This window comes from Acinetobacter sp. NRRL B-65365, from assembly GCF_001605865.1.
Classification (GTDB): Bacteria; Pseudomonadota; Gammaproteobacteria; order Pseudomonadales; family Moraxellaceae; genus Acinetobacter; species Acinetobacter vivianii.
Map to the genome: position 1 here is coordinate 135,618 of NZ_LRPD01000001.1, position 26,357 is coordinate 161,974.

Annotated in this window: 23 protein-coding genes and 1 riboswitch; of the genes, 11 read left to right on the plus strand and 12 right to left on the minus strand. The window is 42.1% G+C overall.

Annotation, left to right across the window (positions count from 1 at the left end):
• Nucleotides 1-100: 100 nt before the first annotated feature.
• From trhA to lpxO, 3 genes are all read left to right on the plus strand, one after another.
• On the plus strand, nt 101-742 hold the full coding sequence (gene trhA, locus AWW72_RS00650; RefSeq protein WP_032811078.1) for a PAQR family membrane homeostasis protein TrhA: 642 nt from the start codon (nt 101-103) through the stop codon (nt 740-742).
• Between the two features lie 371 nt (nt 743-1,113).
• Nucleotides 1,114-2,424: an MFS transporter gene (locus tag AWW72_RS00655; protein ID WP_004775433.1), complete on the plus strand. Its 1,311-nt coding sequence runs from the start codon at nt 1,114-1,116 to the stop codon at nt 2,422-2,424.
• A 161-nt stretch (nt 2,425-2,585) separates the two neighbouring features.
• Complete coding sequence (gene lpxO, locus AWW72_RS00660; RefSeq protein ID WP_004775434.1) at nt 2,586-3,491, plus strand: lipid A hydroxylase LpxO; 906 nt, start codon at nt 2,586-2,588, stop codon at nt 3,489-3,491.
• A 65-nt stretch (nt 3,492-3,556) separates the two neighbouring features.
• Here the strand turns inward: lpxO and AWW72_RS00665 are convergent, their stop codons facing one another.
• Together AWW72_RS00665 and secA are read right to left on the minus strand one after the other, a co-directional pair.
• Nucleotides 3,557-3,964 (minus strand): hypothetical protein, encoded by a 408-nt coding sequence (locus AWW72_RS00665; RefSeq protein WP_004775435.1) that lies wholly within the window; start codon nt 3,962-3,964, stop codon nt 3,557-3,559.
• 146 nt (nt 3,965-4,110) lie between these two features.
• Nucleotides 4,111-6,846, minus strand: coding sequence for a preprotein translocase subunit SecA (gene secA, locus AWW72_RS00670; protein WP_004775436.1), 2,736 nt, complete (start codon nt 6,844-6,846; stop codon nt 4,111-4,113).
• 361 nt (nt 6,847-7,207) lie between these two features.
• Here secA and AWW72_RS00675 point away from each other — a divergent pair, with 361 nt between their 5' ends.
• From AWW72_RS00675 to AWW72_RS00685, 3 genes are all read left to right on the plus strand, one after another.
• Nucleotides 7,208-7,843, plus strand: a complete 636-nt coding sequence (locus AWW72_RS00675) for a peroxiredoxin (protein WP_005259436.1) — start codon at nt 7,208-7,210, stop codon at nt 7,841-7,843.
• Between the two features lie 212 nt (nt 7,844-8,055).
• Entirely contained in the window at nt 8,056-8,874 is an 819-nt protein-coding gene (locus tag AWW72_RS00680; protein ID WP_062846115.1) for an MBL fold metallo-hydrolase, read from the plus strand.
• Nucleotides 8,871-9,455 carry a dual specificity protein phosphatase family protein gene (locus AWW72_RS00685; RefSeq protein ID WP_062846116.1) on the plus strand — a complete coding sequence of 195 codons (585 nt, stop codon included), beginning with the start codon at nt 8,871-8,873 and terminating at the stop codon, nt 9,453-9,455. Before AWW72_RS00680 ends, AWW72_RS00685 begins: the two co-directional genes overlap by 4 nt.
• A 22-nt stretch (nt 9,456-9,477) precedes the next feature.
• Here the strand turns inward: AWW72_RS00685 and AWW72_RS00690 are convergent, their stop codons facing one another.
• From AWW72_RS00690 to trpA, 4 genes are read right to left on the minus strand one after another with little or no spacing between them, the layout of a single operon-like run.
• Nucleotides 9,478-10,602: an SPOR domain-containing protein gene (locus AWW72_RS00690; RefSeq protein ID WP_062846117.1), complete on the minus strand. Its 1,125-nt coding sequence runs from the start codon at nt 10,600-10,602 to the stop codon at nt 9,478-9,480.
• Nucleotides 10,593-11,879, minus strand: coding sequence for a bifunctional tetrahydrofolate synthase/dihydrofolate synthase (gene folC / locus AWW72_RS00695; RefSeq protein ID WP_062846118.1), 1,287 nt, complete (start codon nt 11,877-11,879; stop codon nt 10,593-10,595). The genes AWW72_RS00690 and folC overlap by 10 nt, the downstream gene beginning before the upstream one ends.
• On the minus strand, nt 11,876-12,772 hold the full coding sequence (accD, locus tag AWW72_RS00700; protein ID WP_004775442.1) for an acetyl-CoA carboxylase, carboxyltransferase subunit beta: 897 nt from the start codon (nt 12,770-12,772) through the stop codon (nt 11,876-11,878). Before accD ends, folC begins: the two co-directional genes overlap by 4 nt.
• Nucleotides 12,769-13,572 (minus strand): tryptophan synthase subunit alpha, encoded by an 804-nt coding sequence (gene trpA, locus AWW72_RS00705; protein ID WP_005259451.1) that lies wholly within the window; start codon nt 13,570-13,572, stop codon nt 12,769-12,771. The genes accD and trpA overlap by 4 nt, the downstream gene beginning before the upstream one ends.
• Nucleotides 13,573-13,847: 275 nt before the next feature.
• Between trpA and AWW72_RS00710 the strand changes: the two genes are divergently transcribed.
• A complete protein-coding gene (locus AWW72_RS00710; RefSeq protein WP_062846190.1) occupies nt 13,848-15,179 on the plus strand; it encodes a Na+/H+ antiporter NhaC family protein in 1,332 nt (443 codons plus the stop codon).
• Nucleotides 15,180-15,453: 274 nt separating this feature from the next.
• Here AWW72_RS00710 and AWW72_RS00715 read toward each other — a convergent pair whose 3' ends face one another.
• Nucleotides 15,454-16,476, minus strand: coding sequence for an AraC family transcriptional regulator (locus AWW72_RS00715; RefSeq protein ID WP_062846119.1), 1,023 nt, complete (start codon nt 16,474-16,476; stop codon nt 15,454-15,456).
• A 116-nt stretch (nt 16,477-16,592) separates the two neighbouring features.
• Between AWW72_RS00715 and AWW72_RS00720 the strand changes: the two genes are divergently transcribed.
• The gene (locus AWW72_RS00720; RefSeq protein WP_062846120.1) at nt 16,593-17,468 is read left to right on the plus strand and encodes a metal-dependent hydrolase; all 876 of its coding nucleotides are present in this window, start codon (nt 16,593-16,595) and stop codon (nt 17,466-17,468) included.
• Nucleotides 17,469-17,569: 101 nt separating this feature from the next.
• On the opposite strand, the gene AWW72_RS00725 is transcribed toward AWW72_RS00720, so the two are convergent.
• Complete coding sequence (locus AWW72_RS00725) at nt 17,570-17,857, minus strand: hypothetical protein (protein WP_032881470.1); 288 nt, start codon at nt 17,855-17,857, stop codon at nt 17,570-17,572.
• Between the two features lie 158 nt (nt 17,858-18,015).
• On the minus strand, nt 18,016-19,011 hold the full coding sequence (locus tag AWW72_RS00730; protein ID WP_062846121.1) for a DUF2804 domain-containing protein: 996 nt from the start codon (nt 19,009-19,011) through the stop codon (nt 18,016-18,018).
• Nucleotides 19,012-19,226: 215 nt separating this feature from the next.
• Here AWW72_RS00730 and AWW72_RS00735 point away from each other — a divergent pair, with 215 nt between their 5' ends.
• Complete coding sequence (locus tag AWW72_RS00735; protein ID WP_062846122.1) at nt 19,227-21,002, plus strand: bifunctional metallophosphatase/5'-nucleotidase; 1,776 nt, start codon at nt 19,227-19,229, stop codon at nt 21,000-21,002.
• A gap of 60 nt (nt 21,003-21,062) precedes the next feature.
• Here AWW72_RS00735 and AWW72_RS00740 read toward each other — a convergent pair whose 3' ends face one another.
• From AWW72_RS00740 to AWW72_RS00750, 3 genes are read right to left on the minus strand one after another with little or no spacing between them, the layout of a single operon-like run.
• The gene (locus tag AWW72_RS00740; RefSeq protein WP_062846123.1) at nt 21,063-21,575 is read right to left on the minus strand and encodes a DUF1543 domain-containing protein; all 513 of its coding nucleotides are present in this window, start codon (nt 21,573-21,575) and stop codon (nt 21,063-21,065) included.
• Between the two features lie 9 nt (nt 21,576-21,584).
• Entirely contained in the window at nt 21,585-22,829 is a 1,245-nt protein-coding gene (trpB, locus tag AWW72_RS00745) for a tryptophan synthase subunit beta (RefSeq protein WP_004775454.1), read from the minus strand.
• Nucleotides 22,810-23,469, minus strand: coding sequence for a phosphoribosylanthranilate isomerase (locus AWW72_RS00750; protein ID WP_062846124.1), 660 nt, complete (start codon nt 23,467-23,469; stop codon nt 22,810-22,812). Before AWW72_RS00750 ends, trpB begins: the two co-directional genes overlap by 20 nt.
• Nucleotides 23,470-23,588: 119 nt before the next feature.
• A riboswitch (cobalamin riboswitch) is annotated at nt 23,589-23,802 on the plus strand.
• Between the two features lie 35 nt (nt 23,803-23,837).
• Here AWW72_RS00750 and AWW72_RS00755 point away from each other — a divergent pair.
• Both AWW72_RS00755 and AWW72_RS00760 read left to right on the plus strand, forming a co-directional pair.
• Entirely contained in the window at nt 23,838-25,661 is a 1,824-nt protein-coding gene (locus AWW72_RS00755) for a TonB-dependent receptor plug domain-containing protein (protein WP_062846125.1), read from the plus strand.
• Between the two features lie 103 nt (nt 25,662-25,764).
• Complete coding sequence (locus tag AWW72_RS00760) at nt 25,765-26,352, plus strand: cob(I)yrinic acid a,c-diamide adenosyltransferase (protein ID WP_005259460.1); 588 nt, start codon at nt 25,765-25,767, stop codon at nt 26,350-26,352.
• The last annotated feature ends 5 nt before the right edge of the window (nt 26,353-26,357 follow it).

Genomic DNA, 26,357 nt, shown 5'->3' on the forward strand with positions numbered 1-26,357 from the left:
ATGAAAACCTGACAAATAGAAACTAAATTTTAAAGCGTCTTACTTTAAAAGGGAAATTGCATTACGATACAGTTGTATTTTTATGCAACCTGATCGCTTGATGAACTCAAAAACACTACTGGACTATGACCCAAAAGAAGAACTGATTAATGCCTATAGTCATGGGCTGGGTGCTGTCCTTGCCTTAATTGCTTCAATTTTTCTTATCATTAAGGGACATTCTCTCCCCTTAGGCCAATGGATGAGTCTATGGGTCTATGGCTTTAGCCTAGTCCTCTTGCTTGCGAGTTCTATGCTGTATCACTTTGCTGTGGATGAACGTAAGCGCTATTGGTATAAAAAACTGGATCATACTGCGATTTACTATTTGATTGCAGGCACCTATACGCCATTTCTGAGTATTGCGATTCCAACCGCCAAAGCCCATTATTTACTGATTGCGCTATGGGTGATTGCCCTCATTGGCACTCTTTTTAAACTGGTCTTTATCCACCGCTTCCAAAAGATTTCCTTGGCAGCTTACCTATTGATGGGCTGGTTAGCGATTTTGGTGATGGATGATATGCAACGTTATCTGAGTAAGGATGCGATACAACTCTTAGTTGCAGGCGGGTTGGCTTATACCATCGGCACATTGTTTTATGCTTTAAAAAAGGTAAGATATACCCACGCAATTTGGCATGTTTTTGTGCTACTAGGGGCAGGATTACACTTTTTAGCAATCTACTGTTATGTATTATAAGTCCATATATAGCATTCAGTTTTTCTAAGTAAAACTGCATATTCAAAAGGAATTTTTCAAGACAGACTTTAGGGGCTGTTGACGTTTCATCCATACATTGCGTTATTGGCTAAAACAACATAAACAAGGCATGAAACGCAGACAATGGCACTCCCTTGTCAAGTTTCATAACGTAGTTTAGGGAAGTTTTAGCTATAACCCTATGGGACAGGGACATTTTTTGCCATTACTATGTTAAGTTCTACTTACTTAGAAGGCTAAGTTTCACAAAACTTGCCTTGTACCGTCTAAAAAATGTCCTCTGTCGCAAGTATTTGTGAAATATCAATAGCCCCTAGTATTCTTGAACGAATAACATGAAGGTCTCTTGTATGTCGTCAAGCACTACGACTGCCACCCCAGAAGTGGCCAGCAATTCAAAAGTACGGGTATTATTTGCCAGCCTTGTTGGTACTACGATTGAGTTTTTTGACTTTTATATCTATGCCACAGCAGCTGTACTCATTTTTCCACATTTATTTTTCCCAGAAAGTAGCGATGGTGCTGCGGTTCTAAAATCACTGGCAACATTTGCCATCGCCTTTATTGCACGCCCAATCGGCGCTGCTATTTTTGGCCATCTTGGTGATCGGATCGGACGTAAAGCAACCTTGGTTGCAGCCTTGCTAACGATGGGTATTTCTACGGTTTGTATTGGTCTGTTGCCAACTTATGCACAGATTGGTCTTGCAGCTCCCCTGCTTCTCGCGCTATGCCGTTTAGGTCAAGGTTTAGGTCTCGGTGGGGAATGGAGTGGCGCAGTCTTACTGGCTACGGAGAACGCCCCAGAGGGCAAACGCGCCTGGTACGGCATGTTCCCACAACTCGGTGCTCCAATCGGCTTTATTCTCGCAACAGGTTCATTTTTACTGCTCAATGCTTTTATGTCTGAACAGGCATTTATGACTTGGGGCTGGCGTATTCCATTTATTGCCAGTGCAGTATTGGTCTTGGTTGGCTTGTATATCCGTTTAAAGCTGCATGAAACACCTGCGTTCCAGAAGGTATTGAATAAGCAAAAAGAAGTGAATGTACCTTTCAAGGAAGTCATGACCAAACATTTGCCAATGTTAATCCTTGGTACCATCGCAGCAATCTGTACCTTTGTGGTGTTTTATCTCACTACGGTTTTTGCCCTGAACTGGGGAACTACAAAACTTGGTTATGCACGCGGTGAGTTTCTGGTGTTGCAACTGGTTGCGACCTTATGCTTTGCAGCCTTTATTCCGCTCTCTGCCATTCTTGCAGAGAAGTTTGGTCGTAAGAATACGTCGATTGCAGTCTGTGTCCTTTCAGCATTATTCGGACTTTGCTTTGCACCGCTATTAGGCTCAGGTAGTCCATTCTTGGTATTCTTATTCCTGTGTATCGGTCTTGCGATTATGGGTTTAACCTATGGGCCAATTGGGACTGTATTGTCAGAGATCTTTCCGACTTCTGTACGCTATACCGGCTCTGCATTAACTTTTAATCTGGCAGGTATTTTCGGTGCTTCTTTTGCGCCTTATATTGCGACGAAGCTGGCTGAAAGTTATGGTCTAGGTGCCGTCGGTTTATATCTCAGTTGCGCATCGATCCTTTCTTTAATTGCCTTTTTACTGATTCGTGAAACCAAGCATGATGATGTAAATAATCAAATTTAAGCACTTAATTTCAGATGATCTGTGGATAACCGATCCCGATCATCTGAAATACCATTCAATTTGTGCCTTTTTATCTTATAAAGTTGCTTTTCTGACTGCATTCTTCCAAATATTTTTTGTGCTAAAATAACCGCCTTTATTTTTTCTTAGACGATTGTGTTATGTACGCAGTGATTATCGTTGCCGTATTTTTAATCAGCTTCTTATATACCTATTTACGCGGTAAAGAGCGCTTAAAAGCATCTCGACAATTATTTGACCATTCGACATTTTTAGCGCCGATCAACATGTTTATGACGGGCTTTTCCAAATTGCCGAACCAACCTTTCTTTGATGTGGCTCAGTTCCCTGAACTCAAACCGCTACAAGATAATTGGGAAGTAATTCGCGAGGAAGCCATTCAACTACAGAATCAGATTAAAGCCTCTGAAAAAAATAATGATGCTGGCTTTAACACTTTCTTTAAACGTGGCTGGAAACGCTTTTATCTGAAATGGTATCAAGATAGTCATCCGTCAGCACAACAACTTTGTCCCAAAACCGTTGCCTTACTGGAAAGCATTCCATCAGTAAAAGCAGCGATGTTTACCGAACTTCCTTCTGGAAGTTATCTGGGTAAGCACCGTGATCCTTATGCAGGTTCTGTACGCTATCATCTTGGCTTAGTCACGCCAAATAGCGATGACTGCTTCATTGAAGTCGATCAGGAGCGTTATAGCTGGAGAGATGGTGAAGCGACTGTATTTGACGAAACCTTCGTACACTGGGCTGAGAATAAGACCGATGAAACACGTATTATCCTGTTCTGTGATATTGAACGTCCAATGAAATGGGGCTGGGCACAAAAGTTCAACCACTGGTTCGGTCGTAATGTCATGTCAGCGGCAAGCTCACCAAATGATGATCAGGACAAAACTGGCTTTATCAATCGCATCTTCAAATATGGCTATGCGGTACATCATTATGGCCGTGGCTTAAAAGAACGTAACCGCCCACTCTACTACGCATCAAAGTGGTTATTATTTGCGATTATTATTGGCCTGATCTTGCTGCCAAGTTTTCTTTAAGGCTATTTTTTTAGTCACAAAAAAAGAGATGCAATTGCATCTCTTTTTTATTTTAAAACGATGATTTATTGAATCGCTTGAGCTGTTTGCGCGCCAGCAGTTTGTGCAGCAGCCGCATTGGCAGCTTGAACAGCAGTCTCACCAATCAAAGCAATCTTCGCTTTCTCTTGGCTTTTTGCAGACAATGCCGGGTTTGATGCCACAATACGATTGATGTTTGCAGAGTTTGCTGGTGCAATTGCCGCAGTTTGCAATACGATTGGACGGTTACCTGTCTCACCCAACGTATAGCGAATACCAGTACGTGGGCTCACGACAGTCGTCACTTCACGTTTGACTTGTGCTTCTGCTGTGTTACTACCTTTTGCTGCCAATACTTTATCGACAGTTGTAGTTTGTGGTGCTTCAGCTGCAAATGCAAAACCTGACACTGCAGCACTTGCTAAAATTAAAAGTTGTAATGGTTTTTTCATTGTCTTCCCGCTTTTAATGCGAATTCAATCAAGATCTGTAAGTTCAATAATGAAACTACAAAGCTGTCATTGACTCAAGTTATTTATCGTAAAAAAGCAGAGTCCAATGCTCTGCTTTTTATTTTAGTGCAATCTAAAATCCAGCTTTAGATTTTACCGTGGCATTGCTTGTATTTTAAGCCTGAACCACATGGGCAAGGCGCATTACGGCTTTCTGGTACCGGGAATGGTGCATTGTCTGTAAAGCCTTCTGTTTCCTCAGAAGCCGTTACCTCACCCGTTAAGCCATCCACATCATCATGTTCAAATGAAAGACGCATTGATTCAGCCTGACGTTGTTGCTGAGCTTCAAGTTCCGCCAATTCTTCTGCAGTCGGTACATGAACACGAGATAAGTCAGTTACGACATCAGATTTGATAATGCCCAACATATTCACGAATAAGTTGAATGCTTCTTTCTTGTATTCTTGCTCAGGGTTCTTTTGTGCATAACCGCGCAAATGAATCCCTTGACGCAAGTAATCCATTGCCGCCAAATGATCTTTCCAATGGCGATCCAGCGAATTCAACATAAAGTGACGTTCAAGCATTGCTGCCGATTCATCACCCATTTGTTCACGGCGCTGGCGATAACGAGCAACCACTTCATCTGAAATACGCTCAATCAAGCCTTCTTCATCTAAACGACGATCTTGATCCAGCCATTGCTGTACTGGCAATTCGATACCGAGGTCAGACTGTAACGCACCTTCCAGACCTTCGATATCCCACTGGTCATGAATTGACTCTGGTGGAATAAAGTTAGCGATTAAGCCTTTTACGACTTCGTGATGCATTTCTTCGATATAGTCTTGTAGCGTACTTTCTGCCAAAACTTCATCACGTTGTGAGTAAATGATCTTACGTTGTTCGTTATTGACATCATCGTACTTCAATAGGTTCTTACGAATATCGAAGTTACGTGCTTCAACTTTACGTTGCGCATTTTCAATCGAACGGCTCACCATTTTGTGTTCAATCGCTTCGCTTTCTTGTAAGCCCATCGCACGCATCATGCCTACGACACGGTCACCCGCGAAGATACGCATCAAATCATCTTCAAGCGATAAATAGAAACGAGATACACCAGGGTCACCTTGACGACCTGCACGACCACGCAACTGGTTATCAATACGACGTGATTCATGACGCTCAGAACCAATGATATGCAAACCACCCGAACTTAAAACGTCTTCGTGATCTTTTTCCCATTGTGCCTGTAAACGCGCTTCATCTTCAGGTGTCGCATTTTCAATTTTGGCAAGTTTTGCTTTCCAGTTACCACCAAGCAAAATATCGGTACCACGACCCGCCATGTTAGTTGCGATCGTAACCGCATTCGGACTACCCGCTTGCGCAATGATATCCGCTTCACGCTCATGCTGTTTCGCGTTAAGGACTTCGTGATGGATACCCGCCTGTAATAACTTGGCAGATAAGATTTCACTGGCTTCAATGGTTGCTGTACCAATCAGGATCGGCGCAACACCTTGCTGACGAATCTTGGTAATTTCTTCAATAATCGCAGTGTATTTACCATTACGGTTTAAATAGATTAAATCGTTATGATCGACACGTACCATTGGACGGTGGGTTGGAATAATCACTACATCCAGACCATAAATTTCTTTCATTTCCGCAGCTTCAGTATCGGCAGTACCAGTCATACCTGACAGCTTTTTATAAAGACGGAAATAGTTCTGGAAAGTTGTAGTTGCAAGTGTCTGGTTTTCTGGCTGAATTTCCATGTTTTCTTTGGCTTCAACCGCTTGATGCAGACCTTCAGACCAACGGCGACCTGGCATGGTACGACCCGTGCTCTCATCGACAATAATCACTTCTTCTTTTTGCGTTTGAGGATTAATACCAATGATGTAATGCACGTTCTTTTGATACAAATAGTGTGCACGGATTGCAGCAGTAACATGATGAACCAGATTCAGGTTGGTTGCTGAATACAGACTTTCGCCTTCGGCCAACAGACCCATTTCAATGAGTTTCTGTTCTACTGTTTCATAACCTACTTCAGTCATTTCAACTGAGCGCTGTTTTTCATCTACCCAGAAATGTCCGCCATCAGCCACTTTTTCTTCTTTCTGTGGGCGTAATGTTGGAGGAATACTGTTGATGAGCTCATACAAATGAGATGAATCTTCACTTTGACCCGAAATAATCAATGGTGTACGCGCTTCATCAATCAAGATCGAATCGACTTCATCGATAATGGCATAGCTTAGGCCACGCTGTTTTTTCTCTTGTAGAGAAAACACCATATTGTCACGAAGATAATCGAAACCGAATTCGTTGTTGGTACCGTAAGTAATATCGGAAGTATAGGCTTGAGCTTTTTCATCAGGCATTTGCATTGAGTAAATCACACCAATGCTCAAGCCTAAAAATTCGAATAATGGACGGTTTAACTCGGCATCACGTTGTGCCAAGTAATCATTCACGGTAATTACGTGAACGCCCTGACCACTCAATGCATTGAGATAACAAGCCAAAGTACCCATCAGGGTTTTACCTTCACCTGTACGCATCTCGGCAATTTTACCTTCGTGCAAGGTAATACCACCAATCAACTGCACATCGTAGTGACGCATACCCATGACACGCTTTGCCGCTTCACGACAAACCGCAAAAGCTTCTGGCAATAATTTATCTAAACTTTCGCCATTACTAAAACGTTGTTTGAATTCTGGAGTTTTTGCAGAGAGGTCTGCATCGTTAAGAGCAGATATCGTCGGTTCAAGCGCATTAATTTGTTCAACAATTTTACGCATGCGTTTGAGCTCGCGCTCATTTTTTGTACCGAAGATACCTCCGATCAGACTTGCCAACATGAATAAACTCTCTAATCCTGTTTGTTATAAGGTTCGTCAATAACAACAAACCCTAGGTCGGTTAATTTTTTCTTAGCTGTTATTATGGAGTCAGAAATAAGAACTACAAGTGCTTTGCATCCAAACAGGTAAAAAAATCTGCGAGGCGATTCTGACATCACACAACTAAAGAGCGTTAATGTAGCAAATTTGCATTTAACTTACATCGACTTCAATGTGAATTTCTGCTCATTTTTTAACAAGATCCATAAGCAATATCTCAAAAGTTCATAACAAAATACAAAAACAATAATTTTATTTATAAAGTGAATGCTGCATATTGAATGGAGAAACGACATAGAAAAAGTATAGAGGACTGATCATGACATTACGTTTAGGCGACACTGCCCCAAACTTCCAGCAAGAATCAAGCGAAGGTACTATTGATTTTTATGACTTTTTAGGCGATAGCTGGGGTATTCTATTTTCCCATCCGGCGGATTATACGCCAGTCTGTACCACTGAGCTGGGTTACACAGCCAAGCTGAAAGATGAATTTGACAAGCGTGGTGTAAAAGCCATCGCCCTTTCTGTTGATGATGTGAAATCGCACAAAGGCTGGATTCAAGACATTAATGAAACCCAGAATACCACGGTTAATTTTCCAATCATTGCAGATAAAGATCGTAAAGTATCTGAACTTTATGGATTTATTCATCCCAATGCCAGTGAAACCTTAACTGTTCGTTCATTGGTCATTATTGATCCGAATAAAAAAGTGCGTTTGATCATTACCTATCCAGCGTCAACAGGGCGTAATTTCAATGAAGTGTTACGCGTAGTCGATTCACTGCAACTCACCGATAATCACAAAGTTGCAACACCAGCAAACTGGCAACAGGGTGAAGATGTGGTGATTGTGCCGTCATTGAAAGATGAAGAAGAAATCAAACAACGCTTCCCGAAAGGCTATAAGGCAGTTAAACCGTATTTAAGACTCACGCCCCAGCCTGAGTGAGGATCAAACGAGCAACGCTCGTTCCGAAACGCAAGGTGAACAGCTATGCTGTGAGTTAAGAGATTAAAGCGAAAGCTTCAATCGCAGTGCAAGACGACATATCAAGCCTATCTCACTGATAGGCTTTTTAATGCCAGACTCAAATTTATTTTGGTATTTTTTAATCAATACGTTATAAGAATAATTCGATCCGAAACACAATAAAAATCATCATGATCTATAACATTCATCATCTGCATTGTGGCAGCTTCTGCCCTGTCTGCGCACCCTTATTCGGACAAAAAGGCTGGAAAGCTCATCTGGTTTGTCATTGCCTGTTGATTGAAACTGATCGTGGACTGGTTCTGATTGATACAGGCTTGGGCTTACAAGACTATTTACATACTGAACAGCGTCTGGGCAACCTGCTGACTCAATTTGGTTCTATCGTGCCGAACCTGAAACTCAGTGCCATTCAACAGATTCAGCAACTCGGCTTTAGTCCCAATGATGTAAAACATATTTTTGTGACGCATCTGGATTTCGACCATGCGGGTGGTATCTCTGATTTTCCCCATGCAACCGTACATGTGCTGGCCTCAGAATTTAATGCGACCCAGACATTATCTGCCAAAGGGAAACTACGTTATAAAACCGAGCAGTTTAAACAGCATCGACATTGGAGCTTTGCAGAACATAACGATGGTGAAGACTGGTTCAATCTCCAGCGTGTGAAAGGCCTTCCGTTCTTTCAGGATGAAATTCTCATGGTGCCGTTGCTCGGACATACGCTTGGGCACTCAGGCATTGCAATTAAAAAACAGGATTGCTGGATTCTCTTTTGTGGCGATGCTTACTTTTCCCACCTAGAGCTCAATCCTAAAAATAAACTCAGAGCACTCGACCTCACCGAACACTTATTGGCTGAAGATAACCAGCAGCGTGTGCATAACCTAAAACGCTTACAATATCTGGCTCAACATGAACCCCAGATTGAGTTAATTTGTGCGCACGATCCCGTTGAATTCAGTCGCTATCAATCCATCTTATGAAAAAAACACTCATTGCCCTGACACTTATTTCCACCCTCAGCATGGGTGGTTGCATGAAACATCCAAGTCTAGATGATGAACAACGCCCTAAAAACTGGGGAACATTGATTTCCAATACACATAACTTTTATCAAATCAGCAATGATGTGTTTCGTAGCGATCAGCCGAGTAATGAATTAATTCCAAGCTTAAAACAGTACAACATTGATACTGTCATCAATCTTCGCGCTCGAAATGAAGATGCAAAAGTTCTCAAAGATCAACCCTTTAATCTGGTACACATCCCGATTTATACCTGGGCAATCAATCGTGAAGACTTATTACAAGCGATGCGTGCCATTCAAACCGCGAAACAGCACAATCAAAAAGTATTGATCCATTGCTATCATGGTTCAGACCGTACAGGTGCGACCATTGCCATGTACCGCATTATTTTTGAACACTGGTCGATTGAAGATGCAGTAAAAGAAATGAAACAAGGCGGCTATGGCTTTCATGTGATCTGGAAAAATATCGACCACTTATTTACCCCTGAAAATGTAAAATGGATTCAACAACAACTGTCGAATCCATCTTCATAACATCAAATCAGAAGGGTTTCATTTAACGTTGATCGAGTGGAACCCAATCAATCACCCAAGCTGATTTCATATTCAGACTATCATCAGACGTAATTTTCTTACGGGTAGTATCTGCCGTATCACGATCTTTGGCTGGGCCAACCATGATACGAATCCCTTTAGATGTCGGGCTAGTTGTCACCTTATAGCCTTTAGCGCGTAATTTTGAAACGACAGCATCTGCATTGGCCTGATTTGCAGCCAGTGCCACTTGTACCATCCATTTCTTATCGCCATTTTCCATAAGATCGCGGGCTTTTTCAGCTTCTGCTTTCTTATCTGCTTCAGCCTTACGCTTATCTTCAGCAGCTTTCTTGTCTGCATCTGCCTTACGTTTATCTTCAGCGGCTTTCTTATCTGCCTCGGCCTTACGTTTGTCTTCCGCAGCTTTCTTGTCTGCTTCAGCTTTACGTTTATCTTCGGCAGCTTTTTTATCCGCTTCTGCTTTACGCTTGTCTTCCGCAGCTTTTTTGTCTGCCTCTGCCTTACGTTTGTCTTCCGCAGCTTTACGATCAGCTTCCGCTTTCTTTGCCGCTTCTGCTTTACGTTTATCTTCCGCTAGCTTTTTGTCAGCATCAGTCGTCTTTTGCTGGTCTGCTTTTAACTGTTCCGCTCGCTTCTTTTCATCCGCTTTGCGTTTGTCTTCAGCAATTCGTTTTGCTTTTGCTTTTTCATCTTCAACCAGCTCAGGTGGAATATTGTCTGAACTTTCTTGTGCAGCAGTACGGCGTGCATTGATTGCCGCGTATTCTTCAGCCGCTTTACGAGCCGCCGCTGCTTCTGCTTGCTGCTGCATTTTTAAAAATTCAGCAGCACGCGCCTCTTGTTCAGCAACCGCTTTTTCACGAGAGCGACGTTGTTCTTCAAGCAAACGTTTTTCTGTTTCAACATCAACCGCTAAAGGTTGTAATGAAACCATTTCACTCTCTTGGGCAGGCTGAGCAGTTTTTGGCTTAGACTCTGTTTTGGGAATAGGATGAGTAACGTTAGCTTGCGTATGATCTTGCTCTATTTCTTCATTACCTTTAAGAAGTAATGCGGCCAATAAAACACCACCTCCTAATAGAACAACGCCACCCATCCAACGTTGTTTGTTATTCATCGACATTCTTCTAAATACTCCCAGACCGCTTCTAAAGTATGAAACGAACCACAGACTAAAATCAGCTGATTGTTATTACCTTGTTTCAGCACAGTTTCAAACGCTTGCTGGATACTGCCGAACTCATGGACCTGTTGCCCTTGCAATGCGTCTTGAATCTGTTGCATTGGTGCGGCTCTAGGCACATCTAAATTAGCAATAAACCAATCTTTTACTGTTGTTTTTAGTAAATCAGTGACAGATGGAATGTCTTTATCTGCCAACATTGAAAATACTGCAACAACTTCTGTGTACTGTTTATTGTATTTTAAGAATTTTCGCAACTGCTTCAATAAAAATTCGACGCCATGCGCATTGTGCCCAGCATCAAAAATAACCGTTTTATCCTGAATTTGTCTGATTTCAAAACGGCCTTGTAGACGTGCCTGCTGAATACCCGTTGCAATGGCATGTTGTGATACTTCAATCCCACTCACCAGTACAGTGGCAACCGCAGTTGAAATATTATCTAAGGCAAGCTGTCCAACTGGAAGCTTTAAAGTGCTACCAGAAGATGCAAATGACCATGTTTGACCATCTTCATCTAACTGATAGAAATAATCTTGATTGAGTGTATATAACTGCGCTTGGGTTTCAGCCACTTTATCCTGAATGGCTTGCGGGAGTTGCTGTTGCCCTGCAAAAACCACTGGAATATTCGGACGAATGATTCCCGCTTTTTCAAATGCGATTTTTTCGACCGTATCGCCGAGCCAATCGACATGATCTAAACCAATATTGGTAATGACAGCAACGTCTGGATCAATCACATTGACCACATCTAGACGGCCACCAAGACCGACTTCAAGCACCCAGACATCACATTGCTGCTGTTTAAAAATCAAAAAAGCAGCCAAAGTGGTTGCTTCAAAAAAAGAAAGACTTAATCCACATTCACGGCGAGCCTGATCGACCTGTACAAAAGCATCTACCAGAGTCTGATCATCAGCCTCGACACCCGCCAGCTTCACTCGCTCATTAAAACGGTAAATATGCGGTGACTGGTAAAGTCCAACCTTATAACCTTGTGCATTTAAAATTGCAGCTAAAGTTGTCGTGGTCGAGCCTTTGCCATTAGTTCCTGCGACTGTAAATACTTTTGCCTCAGGTTGCATTACCCCCAGCTTTTCAGCCACAGGAATAACGCGCTCTAAACCTAAATCAATGCCTGTAACATGAACATGGCCCCAATAATCGAGCCATGTTGTTAATGTATCCGTTGAATGTGGAGCGTGCGGTTTCAAGGTAAGTTCATCAGTTTTGCAACAAGTCTGTATACAGTATCACGTAATGCGTGACGATGAACAATTTGATCGACCACACCATGATCAAGCAAATATTCTGCACGTTGGAACGGTTCTTCCAGTTTCTCACGTACTGTTTGCTCAATCACACGTTTACCCGCAAAGCCAATCATCGCCTTCGGTTCAGCGATATGTACATCACCCAGCATTGCCAATGAAGCAGTCACACCACCATAGACAGGATGGGTCAATACCACCACATAAGGCACACGTGCTTCTTTCATTTTCTGGATGGCAGCCGCAGTACGCGCCATTTGCATCAAGGACAACATACCTTCCTGCATACGTGCACCGCCAGAAGCAGCAAAACAGATCATCGGTTGATGCAATGCAATTGCACGTTCAGCCGCTTGTACAAAACGGTCGCCTACAACCGTACCCATTGAACCACCCATGAAATCAAAGTCAAAGGCACAGGCAACAAGGTCTAAACCTTTAAGCGAACCTTGCATTACCACAAGTGCTTCAGTCTCACCGGTTTTGTCTTGGGCTTCACGCATACGATCTGGATAAGGTTTGCTGTCCACAAACTTTAATGGATCTTTGGCATTAAATTCCTGACCTAATTCGCCATTCACCTGATCAAAGAACCAGTTCAGACGATCACGTGCACGCATACGTAAGTGTTCATCACATTGAGGACACACATAGGCATTAAATGACATGGCAGTACGTGTCACCAGTGCATGGCACTCAGGACATTCAATCGTAGGCTCAGTAAAGGTCGCTTTAAATGTTTGCTGTTGATCTGCAACCTGAATACCTGGGACATGACGCTCAGTCCAAGGTGTTGAAGGGTTAAGAACCTTCCCTGATGTTAACTCTTGACTCATACTAACTCATCGAGCGCAGCTCGAAGCTCCTTCACTTTATTCACCGTCTGTTGCGCAGCTTCATCGGCTGGCAATGTCGCAAAAGATTTAACGAAAGCACTTCCTACAATAACGGCATCGGCAACTTGACCCATCGCTTTTGCAGACGCTGCATCACTAATTCCAAAACCCACACCGACTGGCACATTGGTTTTAGATTTAATTTTTGCAATACGCGCTGCTGCTTCAGAAGTATCTAAAGTTGCCGCACCTGTCACACCTTTTAATGACACATAGTAAACGAAGCCGCTTGCTTGATTTACCACATGTTGAATACGCTGGTCTGTTGAGGTCGGTGCGAGCAAGAAGATCTGATCCATTCCATTTTGTTTAAGAACTTCACCTAATTGCTGAGATTCTTCAGGCGGTAAGTCCACCAAAAGTACACCATCAACGCCACAGTCTTTCGCATAAGCAACAAACTTTTCATAACCAATGACTTCAACAGGATTTAAATATCCCATTAATACCACTGGTGTCGTTTGATCTTTTTCACGAAAGGCTTTCACCATATTCAATGCATCTAAAGTATTGGTTCCACCTGCCAAAGCACGTTCAGCCGCTAAAGCAATCACGGGACCATCTGCCATCGGGTCAGAGAAAGGAAGACCCAGTTCAATGACATCAACGCCCGCTTCTACCATTTGATGAAGCAATGGAACAGTTACCTGTGGATGCGGATCACCTGCCATTACATAAGAAACAAGCGCTTTACGTTGCTGAGATTTAAGCTGTTCAAAACGAGTGGCAAGACGTGACATAGGATTATGCTTTCCTGATTTATATAAATTAAGGAGTTGTTTGTGGTCATTTAAAAACACTGCATTGTAACGCTATTTTTTGTTCATTGAACAGAGTTTGACGTGAATGCGACAGCGAATCCTGAGACTTACAACTCCCCTTGTACATTTATCTATATTTTGAGTTTTTTCTCAATGATCAAAGATTCCTAATTTCGGGCTTATCACGTAGCATTTTAGAAATCCGCCAAGCTCCTTTATACTACCCGCAATTTTTAAGTTTCCTTTTTATTTTTATGTCTGCCCACTCTCCGGAAAAAGTACAAAGCAATGCCCTTGCTTTGCTGCCGCTATTGGTATTTTTGATCATCTTTCTCGGGAGTGGTCTGTATCATTCAATGATCGGAACAGAATTTGCCTTCTATCAGGTCAAAGCACCTGTGGCTGCAATTCCAGCGGTGATTCTCGCCCTTCTGCTCTATAAACAGAAACTCAATAAAGCCATTGACGAATTCCTGCAAGGTGCCAGCCATCCGAATCTAATCTTAATGTTTATGGTTTTTATGCTGGCAGGGGCTTTTGCCAGTGTATCCAGTGCGATTGGCAGTGTCGATGCGACCGTACAACTCGGACTTTCACTGATTTCAGCTGAATATGTGTTGCCTATGCTGTTTATCATTGCAGCATTTATTGCGACTGCAATGGGAACCTCAATGGGCACCATTGCTGCTTGTGCACCGATTGCCTTTGGTTTCGCGCAAGCTACTGATATTGCACCGATCTATGCGATTGGTGCGGTGGTCGGCGGTGCCATGTTTGGCGATAATTTATCGATGATCTCCGACACCACTATTGCTGCAACACGTAGCCAGAATGTTGAGTTAAGAGATAAATTTCGGGTCAATGTCTGGATTGCCCTTCCTGCTGCCATTATCACACTATGTGTTTATATAGCACTGAGCCACGATGCAGAAGCCATTCAATCACAGCCTTATGATTTATGGCTAATTCTGCCTTATCTTGCAGTATTCTTCCTCGCTTTTACCCGTTTACACGTCTTAGCCGTGCTGATGATTGGTGTGATTTTATCGGGTGTGATTGGTCTGGTTGAAAAGCCTGAGTTTGATATTTTGAAGCTCAATAGCTCAATCTATGATGGCTTTGTCAGCATGTTTGAGGTGGCATTACTTTCCATGTTGCTGGGCGGGCTATCTGCTTTAATGCAAAAAGAAGGCGGATTGCAGTGGTTAATTCAACGCATTTATGCCATTACTCGCCTGTTTAAGTTTGGCCGACAACGTGCAGGTGAATTCGGCATTAGCTTTCTGGTGGTATTCTCAAATTTGTTTGTGGCCAATAATACCGTTGCGATCATTCTTTCTGGCGATATGGCACGTGAAGTGGCAAAGGAATATGGCGTAGATCCTAAACGTAGTGCAGCTTTACTGGATATTTTTTCTTGTGTCATTCAAGGGATTATTCCCTACGGCGCGCAGTTACTACTCGCCTGTTCAATTGCCAAACTCTCACCTATTGAATTGATTGGCAATATCTATTATTGCTGGATTCTTGCGATTTGCGCAGTACTTGCCATTGTCTTTAATTATCCGCGTTTAAAAACACGTTAAAATCCTCTACAAATATGAGACTCGAAAATGTCGTTCACAACCTGAGCAAGCCAAAGCGACTGAAGCTTTGGTGAAGCGCAAGAACGAGGAAGTGAACCTTGCGGAGCTTCAATCGCTCCTCATGTGAATGACAATGGTTTTGCCTACTTTTGCCAAAACAAAAGTAGGTCGAACCGAAGGTTTATACAATAATTAGATGAGAATACAACATGACTCCGTTGAGCCTCCCCCATTTAAATAAGAATTATGCCTAGTGAAAAGATTCATTTTAAATCTACAAAGATTTTAAAAACTGCTTGGGCGTAACGCCTGTCCAACGCTTAAACGCCCGTCCAAACGCACTCTGATCCGCATAATTCAGCCGCTCCGCAATCTCTGAAAAAGACTTACCTTGTTGCAAATACAACTTACTTTGCTCCAAACGATACTGATCCAGCACATCCTGAAAATTCAGTTCATACGCTTTAAGCTGACGTTGTAAAGTACGTTCTGAACAATGCAATCGCTTGGCAACATAACTCTGCAATACCTCTTCCTGCTGCAATAAACCCTGTTCAATCAGGCTATGTATCTTTTGTCTAAATTGCTGCTGTTGAATCTCAAAAGAACTGACACTGTTCAAGGATTGCTGTGCCTGAGTAGATAACACCTGATTCAACTGTTGATCTGCAGCAATACTTTTTGCTTTTAAAATCTGGTTAGAAAAGCGGATCGCATACTGCCCTTGCTGAATCTGAATCGGACAGCCATAAAATTTTTCAAAATGATAAAGTGCAGTATGGGGCGCATAACCAAACTGGATGTTCTGCGGCGGAATCAGGGCATCTTGGACAATGGATTGGGCAATCTTGAAGATCAGGGCCAGATTCAATTCATACATTTCCCGATAATCACGATAAGAGGCACTCCACACAATTTGAATATAGTCTGGAAACTGCTGGACATCGAGCTGTTCTAAATTAGTTTGCTTAAAGACCAGAGAATAATAACGCTGTAATAGCTGCAAGGCTTGTTGTAGATCAATACTGGTTGATGCCAGATAACCCATCAAACCTAAGTCCTGCAAATTGGCATGCTCTGCCAAAACCAAGGTAATGGGACGAGTGAAATGTGGTTGAGCAGCCTGTAATAACAAGGCATAACGCTCGACATCAAAGTCTTTTTCATCTGGATTGTCTAAACAGGCTTGAAAGGCTTGCCACAGTTCAGGTGCAACAACTTTAGATAAATCAACTTGTTCCTGTTGCAGCACGCGACTAAACAAACGCAAGTATCCGATTATTATTTTAACTGACATGGGCCAATCTCATCCTGAGCTGTCGTTATTTGTATAAAAATTGGCTGTAACTGTCAAAACATTTCATCGGAGTTTTTCCATACTGGCGACATGAAGAAAAATAAGGAATTGTCAAAATGAATGCACATGTTTCCTATCAAGTTGATCCTGTGGTCAGAACCAAACTGGACTTCCATTTAGAACAAGCCCCCCGCTTCTGGTTCGGTGGCGATCCATTCCGTACCCGTATGTTTGATGCCCTCAGCCTGACCTTCCCCGATGGCGAACGTTATTTTATTGAATGTGTCCGTTTATTCCGTGACAAAATTGATGATCCAGACTTGCAAGAACGTGTGGCTGACTTTATTCGTCAGGAAGCACAACATGGCATTGCACATGACAAAATGAACCAGATCATGAAAGATCAAGGGATGCCTGTGGAGCAGTTCACCACTCGCTTAAAGAAAATCTTTCGCTTTGAATTGAAGAATCGCTCTCCCCAATACAACATTGCCATGACCGCCGCAGCCGAGCATTTAACTGCGCTGATGGCGGATACCTTCTATAGAAAAAAAGAGACGTTGGCCGAAGCTGATCCTTTTGTTCGCGCACTTTTTGCTTGGCATGCGATTGAAGAAATGGAACATCGAGATGTCGCATTTGATGTGATGCGAGAAGTTGGTGAAGTGCCTGAAGCAACCCGTCGCTTTGCCTTAGTGTTCACAACTGTCATGATGTTTGGTTTTACTCTCTATCGTACTGATGTGATGCTCAAAACCGATGGTTTTAACTTGAGACAACGTTTTGATATGGCACGTAAAGGTTTACCGTGGTTCTTTGGTCGTAACGGTATTTTGACTGCAAAAAGAGCACAATATAGCGATTGGTTTAAAAAGGATTTCCATCCAAATCAACATCCTGTTATTCGCCAATATGATGTCTGGATCGATACTTTAGCCAAGACCAATGATCCAATTGCTGCGGGTGAAGCATTCTGGCAAGCAGGATTATAAATATATCTCGTCCATCCTACTAATATATTTTCTATTCAATATCCCTCGTTCTATTACACATTAATTGGACGAGGTAATAATGTCTAAGTTATGAATTGAAATTATTTAGAATCAAATAAAACAATTTTACTCCAGATTCGCTCTAAAAGAAAATTGCGAGCTTCATCTTCGGAATCAGCAGAGAAAACACAGTATCGTTCATTATCTAAAAGATTTACTAATGATAAATTAGAGTCACATAACGCCTCTTCTAACTCATTTCTAAGCTTATTCCTATACGCTGGTTTCTGCAAAGAGGTAATCAAAACAACTTCTTCACGTTCCTCGGTTAACCCTACATCTACCGACATAACAGATGCTAATAGATTTCTCAATATTTGGTAATCCATCAGATTTACCTCATTTCATATTTATACTAAACCACTTAATTTATAATAAACTTATCAAGTTAATGTTTTAAAACCATCTATAATAAATATTTCCTTTATAAATAGAGCTGCTGAAGCATAAAATTATTTTATCAAGCTAACTTGATACTGTTTAAACATCACCACTTCGCGTAATGTTGTTCTAACAAACCATATTGGCTATCTAATGACACTAATTCGACCTGTTCATGCGCAATCGTTCCACTGACTTTGGCTTGCCATTGATTAAACTGACTGCCGATCAAACGCAAGTTAATATTCTCAAAACGGCACCAGCCTGTTTCCACCACCAAGTTTAAACATCCACCCAAAGAACGAATTGACCAAGTTTTTTCATCTTTTTGCTCAAATAAAACATCCGTCAGCGGATACAAACGTCCATTGACCCACAAAGCATTTTCATTACCAAAACTTTCATTCACACCTGATGCCAGATTGATACCAATACGGCGATCTTGCGCATCACGGAACTGGCAAGACAACCAGAACCAAGCCGTTTCAGGGCGTAAAAAACCACAGGTATCATCCAAAGCCGCAAGACTATGTGCATTAAATTCAATCTGTTGCTGAGCTGGACTAATAAAAAAGCCTTCAACGGCAAGCGTGGTCTGCTTTTGCGTATAAGTCCAACCATTAATTCCTGTTGGGCTACATAAACTGAGCGCATCCGTACCTGCACAAAAAATCCGTGCTTTTAACTGAATCTCACCATGTTTGGTGACCTGAATATAACGCACACCATTAGCATGTTGCATATCGAATTGATAGGCTGATTTTTTAAAATGGCTTTGACTAAATAACGGCTGTTCATCGAGATGGGTTTTCAATGCCAGTGGCTGGATTGCATTCCATTCAATCACTTTTTGAGTTTGATGATCATAGACATAAAAGAAACCATGCCCTGCCCAAGATAGATCGACAATCGCCACTCCAATGCTGTAGTGCTCATGTTGCAATCCACAGAATTTAAATTTTTTATATTTAAGTTGCTTGCGCCAGCCCGTTAAGACCTGTCCATACGGCGTTTTACAAATATAGTCATCCAGATTGATTCTCGATGGTATCTGATCAAAACGTCCATAACGTGGCTGACCATTGGTTTGTATCAAATCCATTATTTCATTCCATGATTACGGGTTTGCATCTGCCTCAATAATAAAGCTTAAGCGGACAAATTAACTCATCGTTTTGTCTGTAAAAATGATGAATCCTTTGCATTTTTACCGCTAAATCCAAGTTTCTTCCGAATGATTCTAGCTCATAATTTCATCAAACATTCATACAGAAGTTTTATTTTTGAAAACAATCTTATACCACCCGATCAAAAACAATGATGACGCAACAATTATTAAAAGCTCAAGTATGCTGCCTTATGCTGCTTGCCTTGACGGCTTGTAACGACAATGATGATCATGAATCTCCTCAGGTAGAACGAAAAAATCAGACCATCAACATTCTCGCCTTCAATGATTTTCACGGTAATCTTGAACCACCCAAACGCTTTATCGAAGCAGATGATCCGAATGATAGTAGCAAAACGGTACGTATTCCTGTCGGTGGCGTGAGTTATTTTGCTGATGCCATTAAAAAATTACGCGCTCAATATCCAAACAATGCTGTGGTTTCAGCAGGTGATCTGATTAGTGCTTCCCCCCTAACCTCATCACTGTTCCTAGATGAACCGACCATTGAAACAATGAATGACATTCAAATCGATTTCAATGCTGTGGGTAATCATGAATTTGACCGTGGAACCGATGAACTACGTCGTTTGCAAAATGGTGGCTGTCAACAATATACCAGCGCCAAACCATGTCAGATCAATCCAAATTTTGAGGGTGCCAAATTTAATTTTCTGGCAGCCAATGTCTCGATGAAAGCAGATCCCAACAAGACCTTATTTCCTGCGTATAAAGTCAAAACCTACGGCGGCATTCCTGTTGCCTTTATTGGCATGACCCTAAAAGCAACACCAAGCATTGTGTCAGCTGCGGGCATTAAAGATGTTAACTTTAATGATGAAGCCGATACTGTGAATGCCTTGATTCCTGAATTAAAGAAACAAGGGATTGAAGCGATTGTGGTGGTGGTACATGAGGGCGTCGCGCCAAGTACCAAATTTAATAAAAAAACCTGTGAAGGTTTAAGTGGTCCTCTACTGGGCATTTTAGACCGTTTAGATCCTGCGGTTGATGTGGTGGTTTCTGGTCATACCCATCAGTCTTATATTTGTGATTACTCGACCAAAAATCCACAAAAACCATTTTTACTCACTTCTGCAGGACAATACGGCACAATTATTACCAATATCCAGCTCGAACTGGATGGTAAAACGGGCAATGTCATCAAGAAAGATGCGGCTCAAGTTCCTGTTCAGAGTGAAGCCTACACTTCTGGCACAACCACAGTAAACTTGACGGATCTATACCAAAAATTTAATAAGACCCCAAGTATTGAAGCCATTCTGGATAAATATCGTCAGGCTGTGACCACTATTTCCGCCCGTGTCGTTGGTACGGCAGATGGCGTGATTAATCGTAATGCCACTGAAAGCGGTGAAAGTGCTTTGGGTAATTTAATTGCCGATGCGCAACAAGCCATGGCATTAACTGCGAGCAATCAAGGTTCTGATTTCACCCTGATGAATCCAGGTGGTGTACGTGCCGATTTACAGGTCAATACCAATAATCAGATCACCTTTGGTGATGTATTTACCGTTCAGCCATTTGGCAATTCGATTGTGACGCTAAGCCTCACTGGCAAACAGATTCGTGATGTCTTAGAACAACAATGGTCAGGTGCCAATGCAGCTACAGTACGTATCCTACAACCATCTAAAGAATTCAATTATTCATATAAGAAAGACAATTCGGTTTCACCACGTGCCAGCAATATTTTGGTAGCAGGACAAGCGCTGGATGATAGTACGGTTTACCGTGTGACCGTAAATAGCTTCCTTGCCGATGGTGGTGATAACTTTACCATCTTAAAAAAAGGTAAAAATCCTGTCGGTGGTGGACAAGATATTGATGCACTAGAAAAATATGTATCTCTGCATTCTCCACTGACAGCACCAAAAACCGATCGAATCAAAGTCACACCTTAATCACATCATAAATAAAAAGAGGGAAGCAAATGCTTCCCTCTTTCTTTTCTAAAACGATTATTAAGCTAAGGTGAGATAAGTATTTTCCCAAATCATAGGGTCAAACTCACCTTGAACTAAATGGATATAACGTCCTGCAATATGATCTATCGGAATGCAATCATCGACATCCACCACACGATCTGTATGTGGCTTATGCCAGTGTTGCTTGATGAACTGTTTACCTAACTGTTTTGCCGCCACTGCATCAGGTGCAACGACAAGATGATAGCTATGCAACTCACCAAAAGTATCGGGCGTGTAAGCACCCAGATTAATCAGATACAGCTTTGCCTCAGTCACTGACGGTGCAGCATCTAAGAAGTGAATCTGATAATTCACACCTTGCGATTGCACACCAGAAATCTGCGCCCAAGCATCAATATGTAAACCTTTTAATTCACCAAACCAAGCCTGTTTCAGTTGCGGTGTAAGCTCAGATAAGCTATGACCAATTACCATCACTACATCATGGACTTCCGTATTGGCTTTTGCATGTCGGCCGCCCAACATCACCATAAACAAACTTGGCATAGCGGCAGCTTACATCTCGACCATTTCAACACCATCAATACGCGCAACGGTCATCAAGTCTTTATCACCACGGCCTGAAACTGTCGCAATAATGATTTGATCTTTCGACATGGTCGGTGCAAGTTTAGTGACGTAAGCCATCGCATGTGAACTTTCAAGAGCAGGGATAATGCCTTCAATCTTGGTGAGATCACGGAAACCTTGTAGTGCTTCATCATCATTGATTGGCACATATTCCACACGGTTCATGTCTTTCAGGAAACTATGCTCTGGGCCTACACCTGGGTAGTCCAAACCAGCTGAAATACTGTGAGTTTCGATGATCTGACCTTGCTCATCCGACATCAAATAAGTACGGTTACCATGTAACACACCCACATGACCTGCATTCAAAGGCGCTGAGTGTTTACCTGTTTCAATACCATAACCTGCGGCTTCAACACCGTACATTTTCACATCTTGATCATTCAGGAATGGATAGAACAAGCCCATTGCATTTGAACCACCGCCCACACAAGCGACCAAAGCATCTGGCAAACGCCCTGCTTGTTCTTGGATTTGACGACGTGCTTCACGACCAATAATCGACTGGAAATCACGAACAAGTTGCGGATATGGATGTGGGCCAGCCACAGTACCAATCACATAATAAGTACTGTCGACATTAGTAACCCAGTCACGCATTGCCTCGTTCATGGCATCTTTTAAAGTTTTAGAACCGCTTTGTACGGGCACGACCGTTGCGCCCAACAAACGCATACGGTAGACATTCATCGCTTGACGTTTCACGTCTTCAGCGCCCATGTACACCACACATTCCATACCCAGACGTGCTGCAATGGTTGCCGTCGCCACACCGTGTTGACCAGCCCCTGTTTCCGCGATAATGCGCTTCTTACCTGAAAGCTTTGCCAATAACGCCTGACCAATCGTGTTATTGACCTTGTGCGAACCCGTATGGTTCAAATCTTCACGTTTCAGATAAATTTGCGCACCACCGAGGTGCTGAGACCATCGCTCAGCGTGATAAAGCGGACTAGGACGACCAACATAGAACGCAAGATCACGATCAAACTCTGCCAAGAATTGAGCATCATTCTTCATACGACCATAAAGACTTTCGAGGTCTTCAAGTGCAGCCATCAGCGTTTCTGATACAAAACGTCCACCATGAATACCGAAATGCCCTTGCGCATCTGGAAACTGGGTGTAATCAATAACCTGATTTTCTTGATTAGAGTTTTGCTGATCCACGTTGGACTCCTTGCATAAATTTTTCAATGAGTTGTTGGTCTTTTATACCTTTTGCGGACTCGACGCCTCCGCTGACATCCACAGCAAAAGCTGCTGTGGTATCAATAGCTTCACTGACATTTTCAGGGGTTAATCCCCCAGCCAAGATGAGTGGAATTTCAAGTTGGGGAAATTGCGTCCAGTCAAAACTGTGCCCTGTCCCACCTTTTAGCTCAGGATGCCATGCATCTAATAAAACTGCACTGGCACCTGCTGCTTGATAGCGCTGGATTTCAGCGACAATATCCAGATCAGGTTTGACCTGAATGGCTTTATACCAGCGACGTTTGCATTGCGTTGCAATTGATTGACATTGTTCTGGCGTTTCATCGCCATGTAGTTGTAATACATCCAAAGGAACTGAATCAAGCACCGTTTGAATGTCTTCAACAGTCGCATTCACAAATAAGCCGACCAGTTGTACATAAGGCGGCACTTGCTTTGCTAATATTTGTGCTTGTTCAATGCTGACATTTCGTGGACTTGGCGGAAAAAATACAAAGCCGATCGCATCTGCACCAGATTGTACAACGGCGTGAATATCTTGTACTCGGGTAATTCCACAAATCTTGGCGCGAGTTCGCATTTGGCTTTGGCGCATGAGCTGTCCAATTTAATCTGAATATTTTTGAAGCTCTCGCATTGTAATGCAATTTGACTGACTTTGTGCAAAGTTCATTCTGAAATGCAATTGTTTAAAAAACGTTAACACTTTATACTTTGCGTAATCTTGCAACAAGTCTAAAGCAAATTCTTTTGCTTATAGGGAAGTTGGTGAAATTCCAGCACTGCCCTCGCAACGGTAACACCGAATCACTCATCTCAGCTCAACGCCAAATCACTGCATCGGTATGATGTGGGAAGATGATGAGTAATATCATTTGTTTGATGATTATAGTGAAGTCCGGAGACCTGCTTGTTGTTTATTTCCACATTATCATTCACGACGGGTGAATGTCTGGAGTGCGCATGTCTACTGCTTTTCAACCAACTCGTTTAGTTGGGGCTATCGCTATTGCGATGGGGTTTACTTCACCAGCTTTTGCTCAAAATCAATCAACAGATAAAACTGCAACGCTCGATACAATCGTTGTGACCGCATCTCGTAGTGAACAGAAAATTAGTGAAGTTCCTGCACGTATCAATATTATTGAACCTAAAATTCTTGAGCAGTCTCCGATTGCCTCTTTACCACAATTATTAGAAACCGATGCTTCAATCAATATGGTACAAAGCGGTGGCTATGGACAAACCGCGTCTATTTTCTTACGTGGTGGTAATTCAAACCAGACATTGGTTTTAAGAGATGGTGTACGTCTGAATTCAGCGACTTCTGGCACAGCGTCTTTATCATTTATTGATACAACAGATATTAAACAGATTGAGGTATTAAAAGGCCCAGCCTCTGTTTTATATGGTACGGATGCAATCTCTGGTGTGGTTCAACTGATTTCAAAAACACCTGAAAAAACTTCAGCTTTTGTAACCGGTGAAATCGGTGAAAACAAAACCTATAAAGCGGTAGTTGGTGCAGACTTGGCTGAAAATGGTTTCTATGCACAAATTCGTGGGCAACGTCTAGAAACTGACGGCACTCCAGTAAAAGAAGTAAAAAATGCAATAGATGCCTCATATGACCAGAAAGGTTATAGTGCAAAAATTGGCGTAGATAAAGAACAGTACGCTGCTTCGGTTGATTATAGCGAGAATCAGGGTTATAGCGATTATGACAATTATGGAAGCCTTGTTTCTCAAGACTTCAAAAATGAGATCATAAATATCAAAGGTCGTTTGAATATTCTTGAGAATTTAGCCTTACATGCCCGTTTCTCTCAATTCAAAGATGAAATAGAACAAAATAATTCAACAGATTTCATTCATAGTAAAACGCAAGAATCTGAAATCTATGGTCAATGGGGTTTTACAGCGAATCAACAGCTATTAGTTGGTGTTACACACCGAAATATTGATGGGGATGTGCTTTCATACGGTACGCCATACCAAGAAGATATTGATTCAACAGGATATTATATTCAGCACAAATATGACCAAGCTGGGTTAAATACCCAAGTCGGAGTCCGTGTTGAAGACAATGAAAAATTTGGTACCCATACCGTTGCTCAAGGCTCTGTTCGTTACCAAGTACTACCTCTAACCAGTATTTATGCAAATATTGGTTCAGCCTTTAAGGCACCAACACTCAACGATATGTACGCTTATGGCGGTAACCCTGACCTTAAACCAGAAGAAAGCTTTTCATATGAGATCGGTCTAGATCAAAAATTGGCTTACAACATTTCAACGGGTTTATCTCTTTATACAACAGAAGTAGATAATCTTATTGATTTTGATGGCGTTCTGAATCAAATGAGAAACCTTGAAAAAGCTAAAATGGAAGGTAGTGAGCTGTATGTAAAATGGCAAGGTGAAAACCTGTTTACTAATTTAAGCTATAACTATGTTCGCGCTAAAGACAAGAAAAATGATGAAGATCTAAGTCGTCGCCCTCGTCAAAATATTGCGTTGACTGCTGGTTGGACAGATGAACAATATACCTTCTCGACCACAATGCTTGCGAATGGTGATTATGACAACAGTGCGTTTGATAATGCTCAAATCCCTGGGCACTTCCGTGTAGATATGCATGGACAATACAAAGTGAATAAAAATGTAGATATCTTTGCCAATATCCAAAATGTAGGCGATTCAAAATATCGTACTGCATATGGGAGCGGTAGTTACTACATCAACGGTGGTCGCTTAGCTTCTGCGGGTGTCACATTCCGTTATTAATCGTGCGCTAAAATAATAAAAACATTTTCTTAACTCCAGTTTCGGGGTAATGTTCTGACCGACATTATCCCCTTTTTATTTTCAGGATCAGAGAAACAGAACTATGGGACATCGTTTAAGTAAAATCTATACACGTACAGGCGACTCAGGCACCACAGGTCTCGGAGATGGTTCACGTGTTGCCAAAGATGATTTACGCATCGCAGCTTTGGGTGATGTCGATGAACTCAATGCAACCATTGGTGTGCTTCGCGCACAAATCAGTGCCAGCCAAGTTGAAAATAAAGCACACTGGGATAAAAGTTTAAGCCTGATTCAACATTGGTTGTTCGATCTAGGTGGCGAAGTCTGTATTCCAAATTATCACCTGCTTCAACCTGTATGTATCGACTTTCTGGAAAAAGAAATCGACCACATGAATGAATCTTTACCGATGTTAAAAGACTTCATTTTACCATCAGGTACTTTGGCTTGTAGCTATGCCCATCAAGCCCGCGCTGTCTGCCGTCGTGCAGAACGTGCTTTATTGTCAGTACATAATCGCGACCAAAATATTCAAGCGACTGCACTACAATTATTGAATCGCTTATCCGACTGGTTATTCGTTGCCTCACGCGCTCTTCAACGCGCCGAAGGTGGTAGCGAAGTGCTATGGCAAAAGAATATTAACGACAGTATTGATCAAGCATAACTTTT

What these genes read in the sequence shown, in the direction of transcription:
- trhA (WP_032811078.1), top strand. Translation starts at nt 101, where the DNA reads ATGAACTCAAAAACACTACTGGACTATGACCCAAAAGAAGAACTGATT.
- AWW72_RS00655 (WP_004775433.1), top strand. Translation starts at nt 1,114, where the DNA reads ATGTCGTCAAGCACTACGACTGCCACCCCAGAAGTGGCCAGCAATTCA.
- lpxO (WP_004775434.1), top strand. Translation starts at nt 2,586, where the DNA reads ATGTACGCAGTGATTATCGTTGCCGTATTTTTAATCAGCTTCTTATAT.
- AWW72_RS00665 (WP_004775435.1), bottom strand. Translation starts at nt 3,964, where the DNA reads ATGAAAAAACCATTACAACTTTTAATTTTAGCAAGTGCTGCAGTGTCA.
- secA (WP_004775436.1), bottom strand. Translation starts at nt 6,846, where the DNA reads ATGTTGGCAAGTCTGATCGGAGGTATCTTCGGTACAAAAAATGAGCGC.
- AWW72_RS00675 (WP_005259436.1), top strand. Translation starts at nt 7,208, where the DNA reads ATGACATTACGTTTAGGCGACACTGCCCCAAACTTCCAGCAAGAATCA.
- AWW72_RS00680 (WP_062846115.1), top strand. Translation starts at nt 8,056, where the DNA reads ATGATCTATAACATTCATCATCTGCATTGTGGCAGCTTCTGCCCTGTC.
- AWW72_RS00685 (WP_062846116.1), top strand. Translation starts at nt 8,871, where the DNA reads ATGAAAAAAACACTCATTGCCCTGACACTTATTTCCACCCTCAGCATG.
- AWW72_RS00690 (WP_062846117.1), bottom strand. Translation starts at nt 10,602, where the DNA reads ATGTCGATGAATAACAAACAACGTTGGATGGGTGGCGTTGTTCTATTA.
- accD (WP_004775442.1), bottom strand. Translation starts at nt 12,772, where the DNA reads ATGAGTCAAGAGTTAACATCAGGGAAGGTTCTTAACCCTTCAACACCT.
- trpA (WP_005259451.1), bottom strand. Translation starts at nt 13,572, where the DNA reads ATGTCACGTCTTGCCACTCGTTTTGAACAGCTTAAATCTCAGCAACGT.
- AWW72_RS00710 (WP_062846190.1), top strand. Translation starts at nt 13,848, where the DNA reads ATGTCTGCCCACTCTCCGGAAAAAGTACAAAGCAATGCCCTTGCTTTG.
- AWW72_RS00715 (WP_062846119.1), bottom strand. Translation starts at nt 16,476, where the DNA reads ATGTCAGTTAAAATAATAATCGGATACTTGCGTTTGTTTAGTCGCGTG.
- AWW72_RS00720 (WP_062846120.1), top strand. Translation starts at nt 16,593, where the DNA reads ATGAATGCACATGTTTCCTATCAAGTTGATCCTGTGGTCAGAACCAAA.
- AWW72_RS00725 (WP_032881470.1), bottom strand. Translation starts at nt 17,857, where the DNA reads ATGGATTACCAAATATTGAGAAATCTATTAGCATCTGTTATGTCGGTA.
- AWW72_RS00730 (WP_062846121.1), bottom strand. Translation starts at nt 19,011, where the DNA reads ATGGATTTGATACAAACCAATGGTCAGCCACGTTATGGACGTTTTGAT.
- AWW72_RS00735 (WP_062846122.1), top strand. Translation starts at nt 19,227, where the DNA reads ATGATGACGCAACAATTATTAAAAGCTCAAGTATGCTGCCTTATGCTG.
- AWW72_RS00740 (WP_062846123.1), bottom strand. Translation starts at nt 21,575, where the DNA reads ATGCCAAGTTTGTTTATGGTGATGTTGGGCGGCCGACATGCAAAAGCC.
- AWW72_RS00750 (WP_062846124.1), bottom strand. Translation starts at nt 23,469, where the DNA reads ATGCGCCAAAGCCAAATGCGAACTCGCGCCAAGATTTGTGGAATTACC.
- AWW72_RS00755 (WP_062846125.1), top strand. Translation starts at nt 23,838, where the DNA reads ATGTCTACTGCTTTTCAACCAACTCGTTTAGTTGGGGCTATCGCTATT.
- AWW72_RS00760 (WP_005259460.1), top strand. Translation starts at nt 25,765, where the DNA reads ATGGGACATCGTTTAAGTAAAATCTATACACGTACAGGCGACTCAGGC.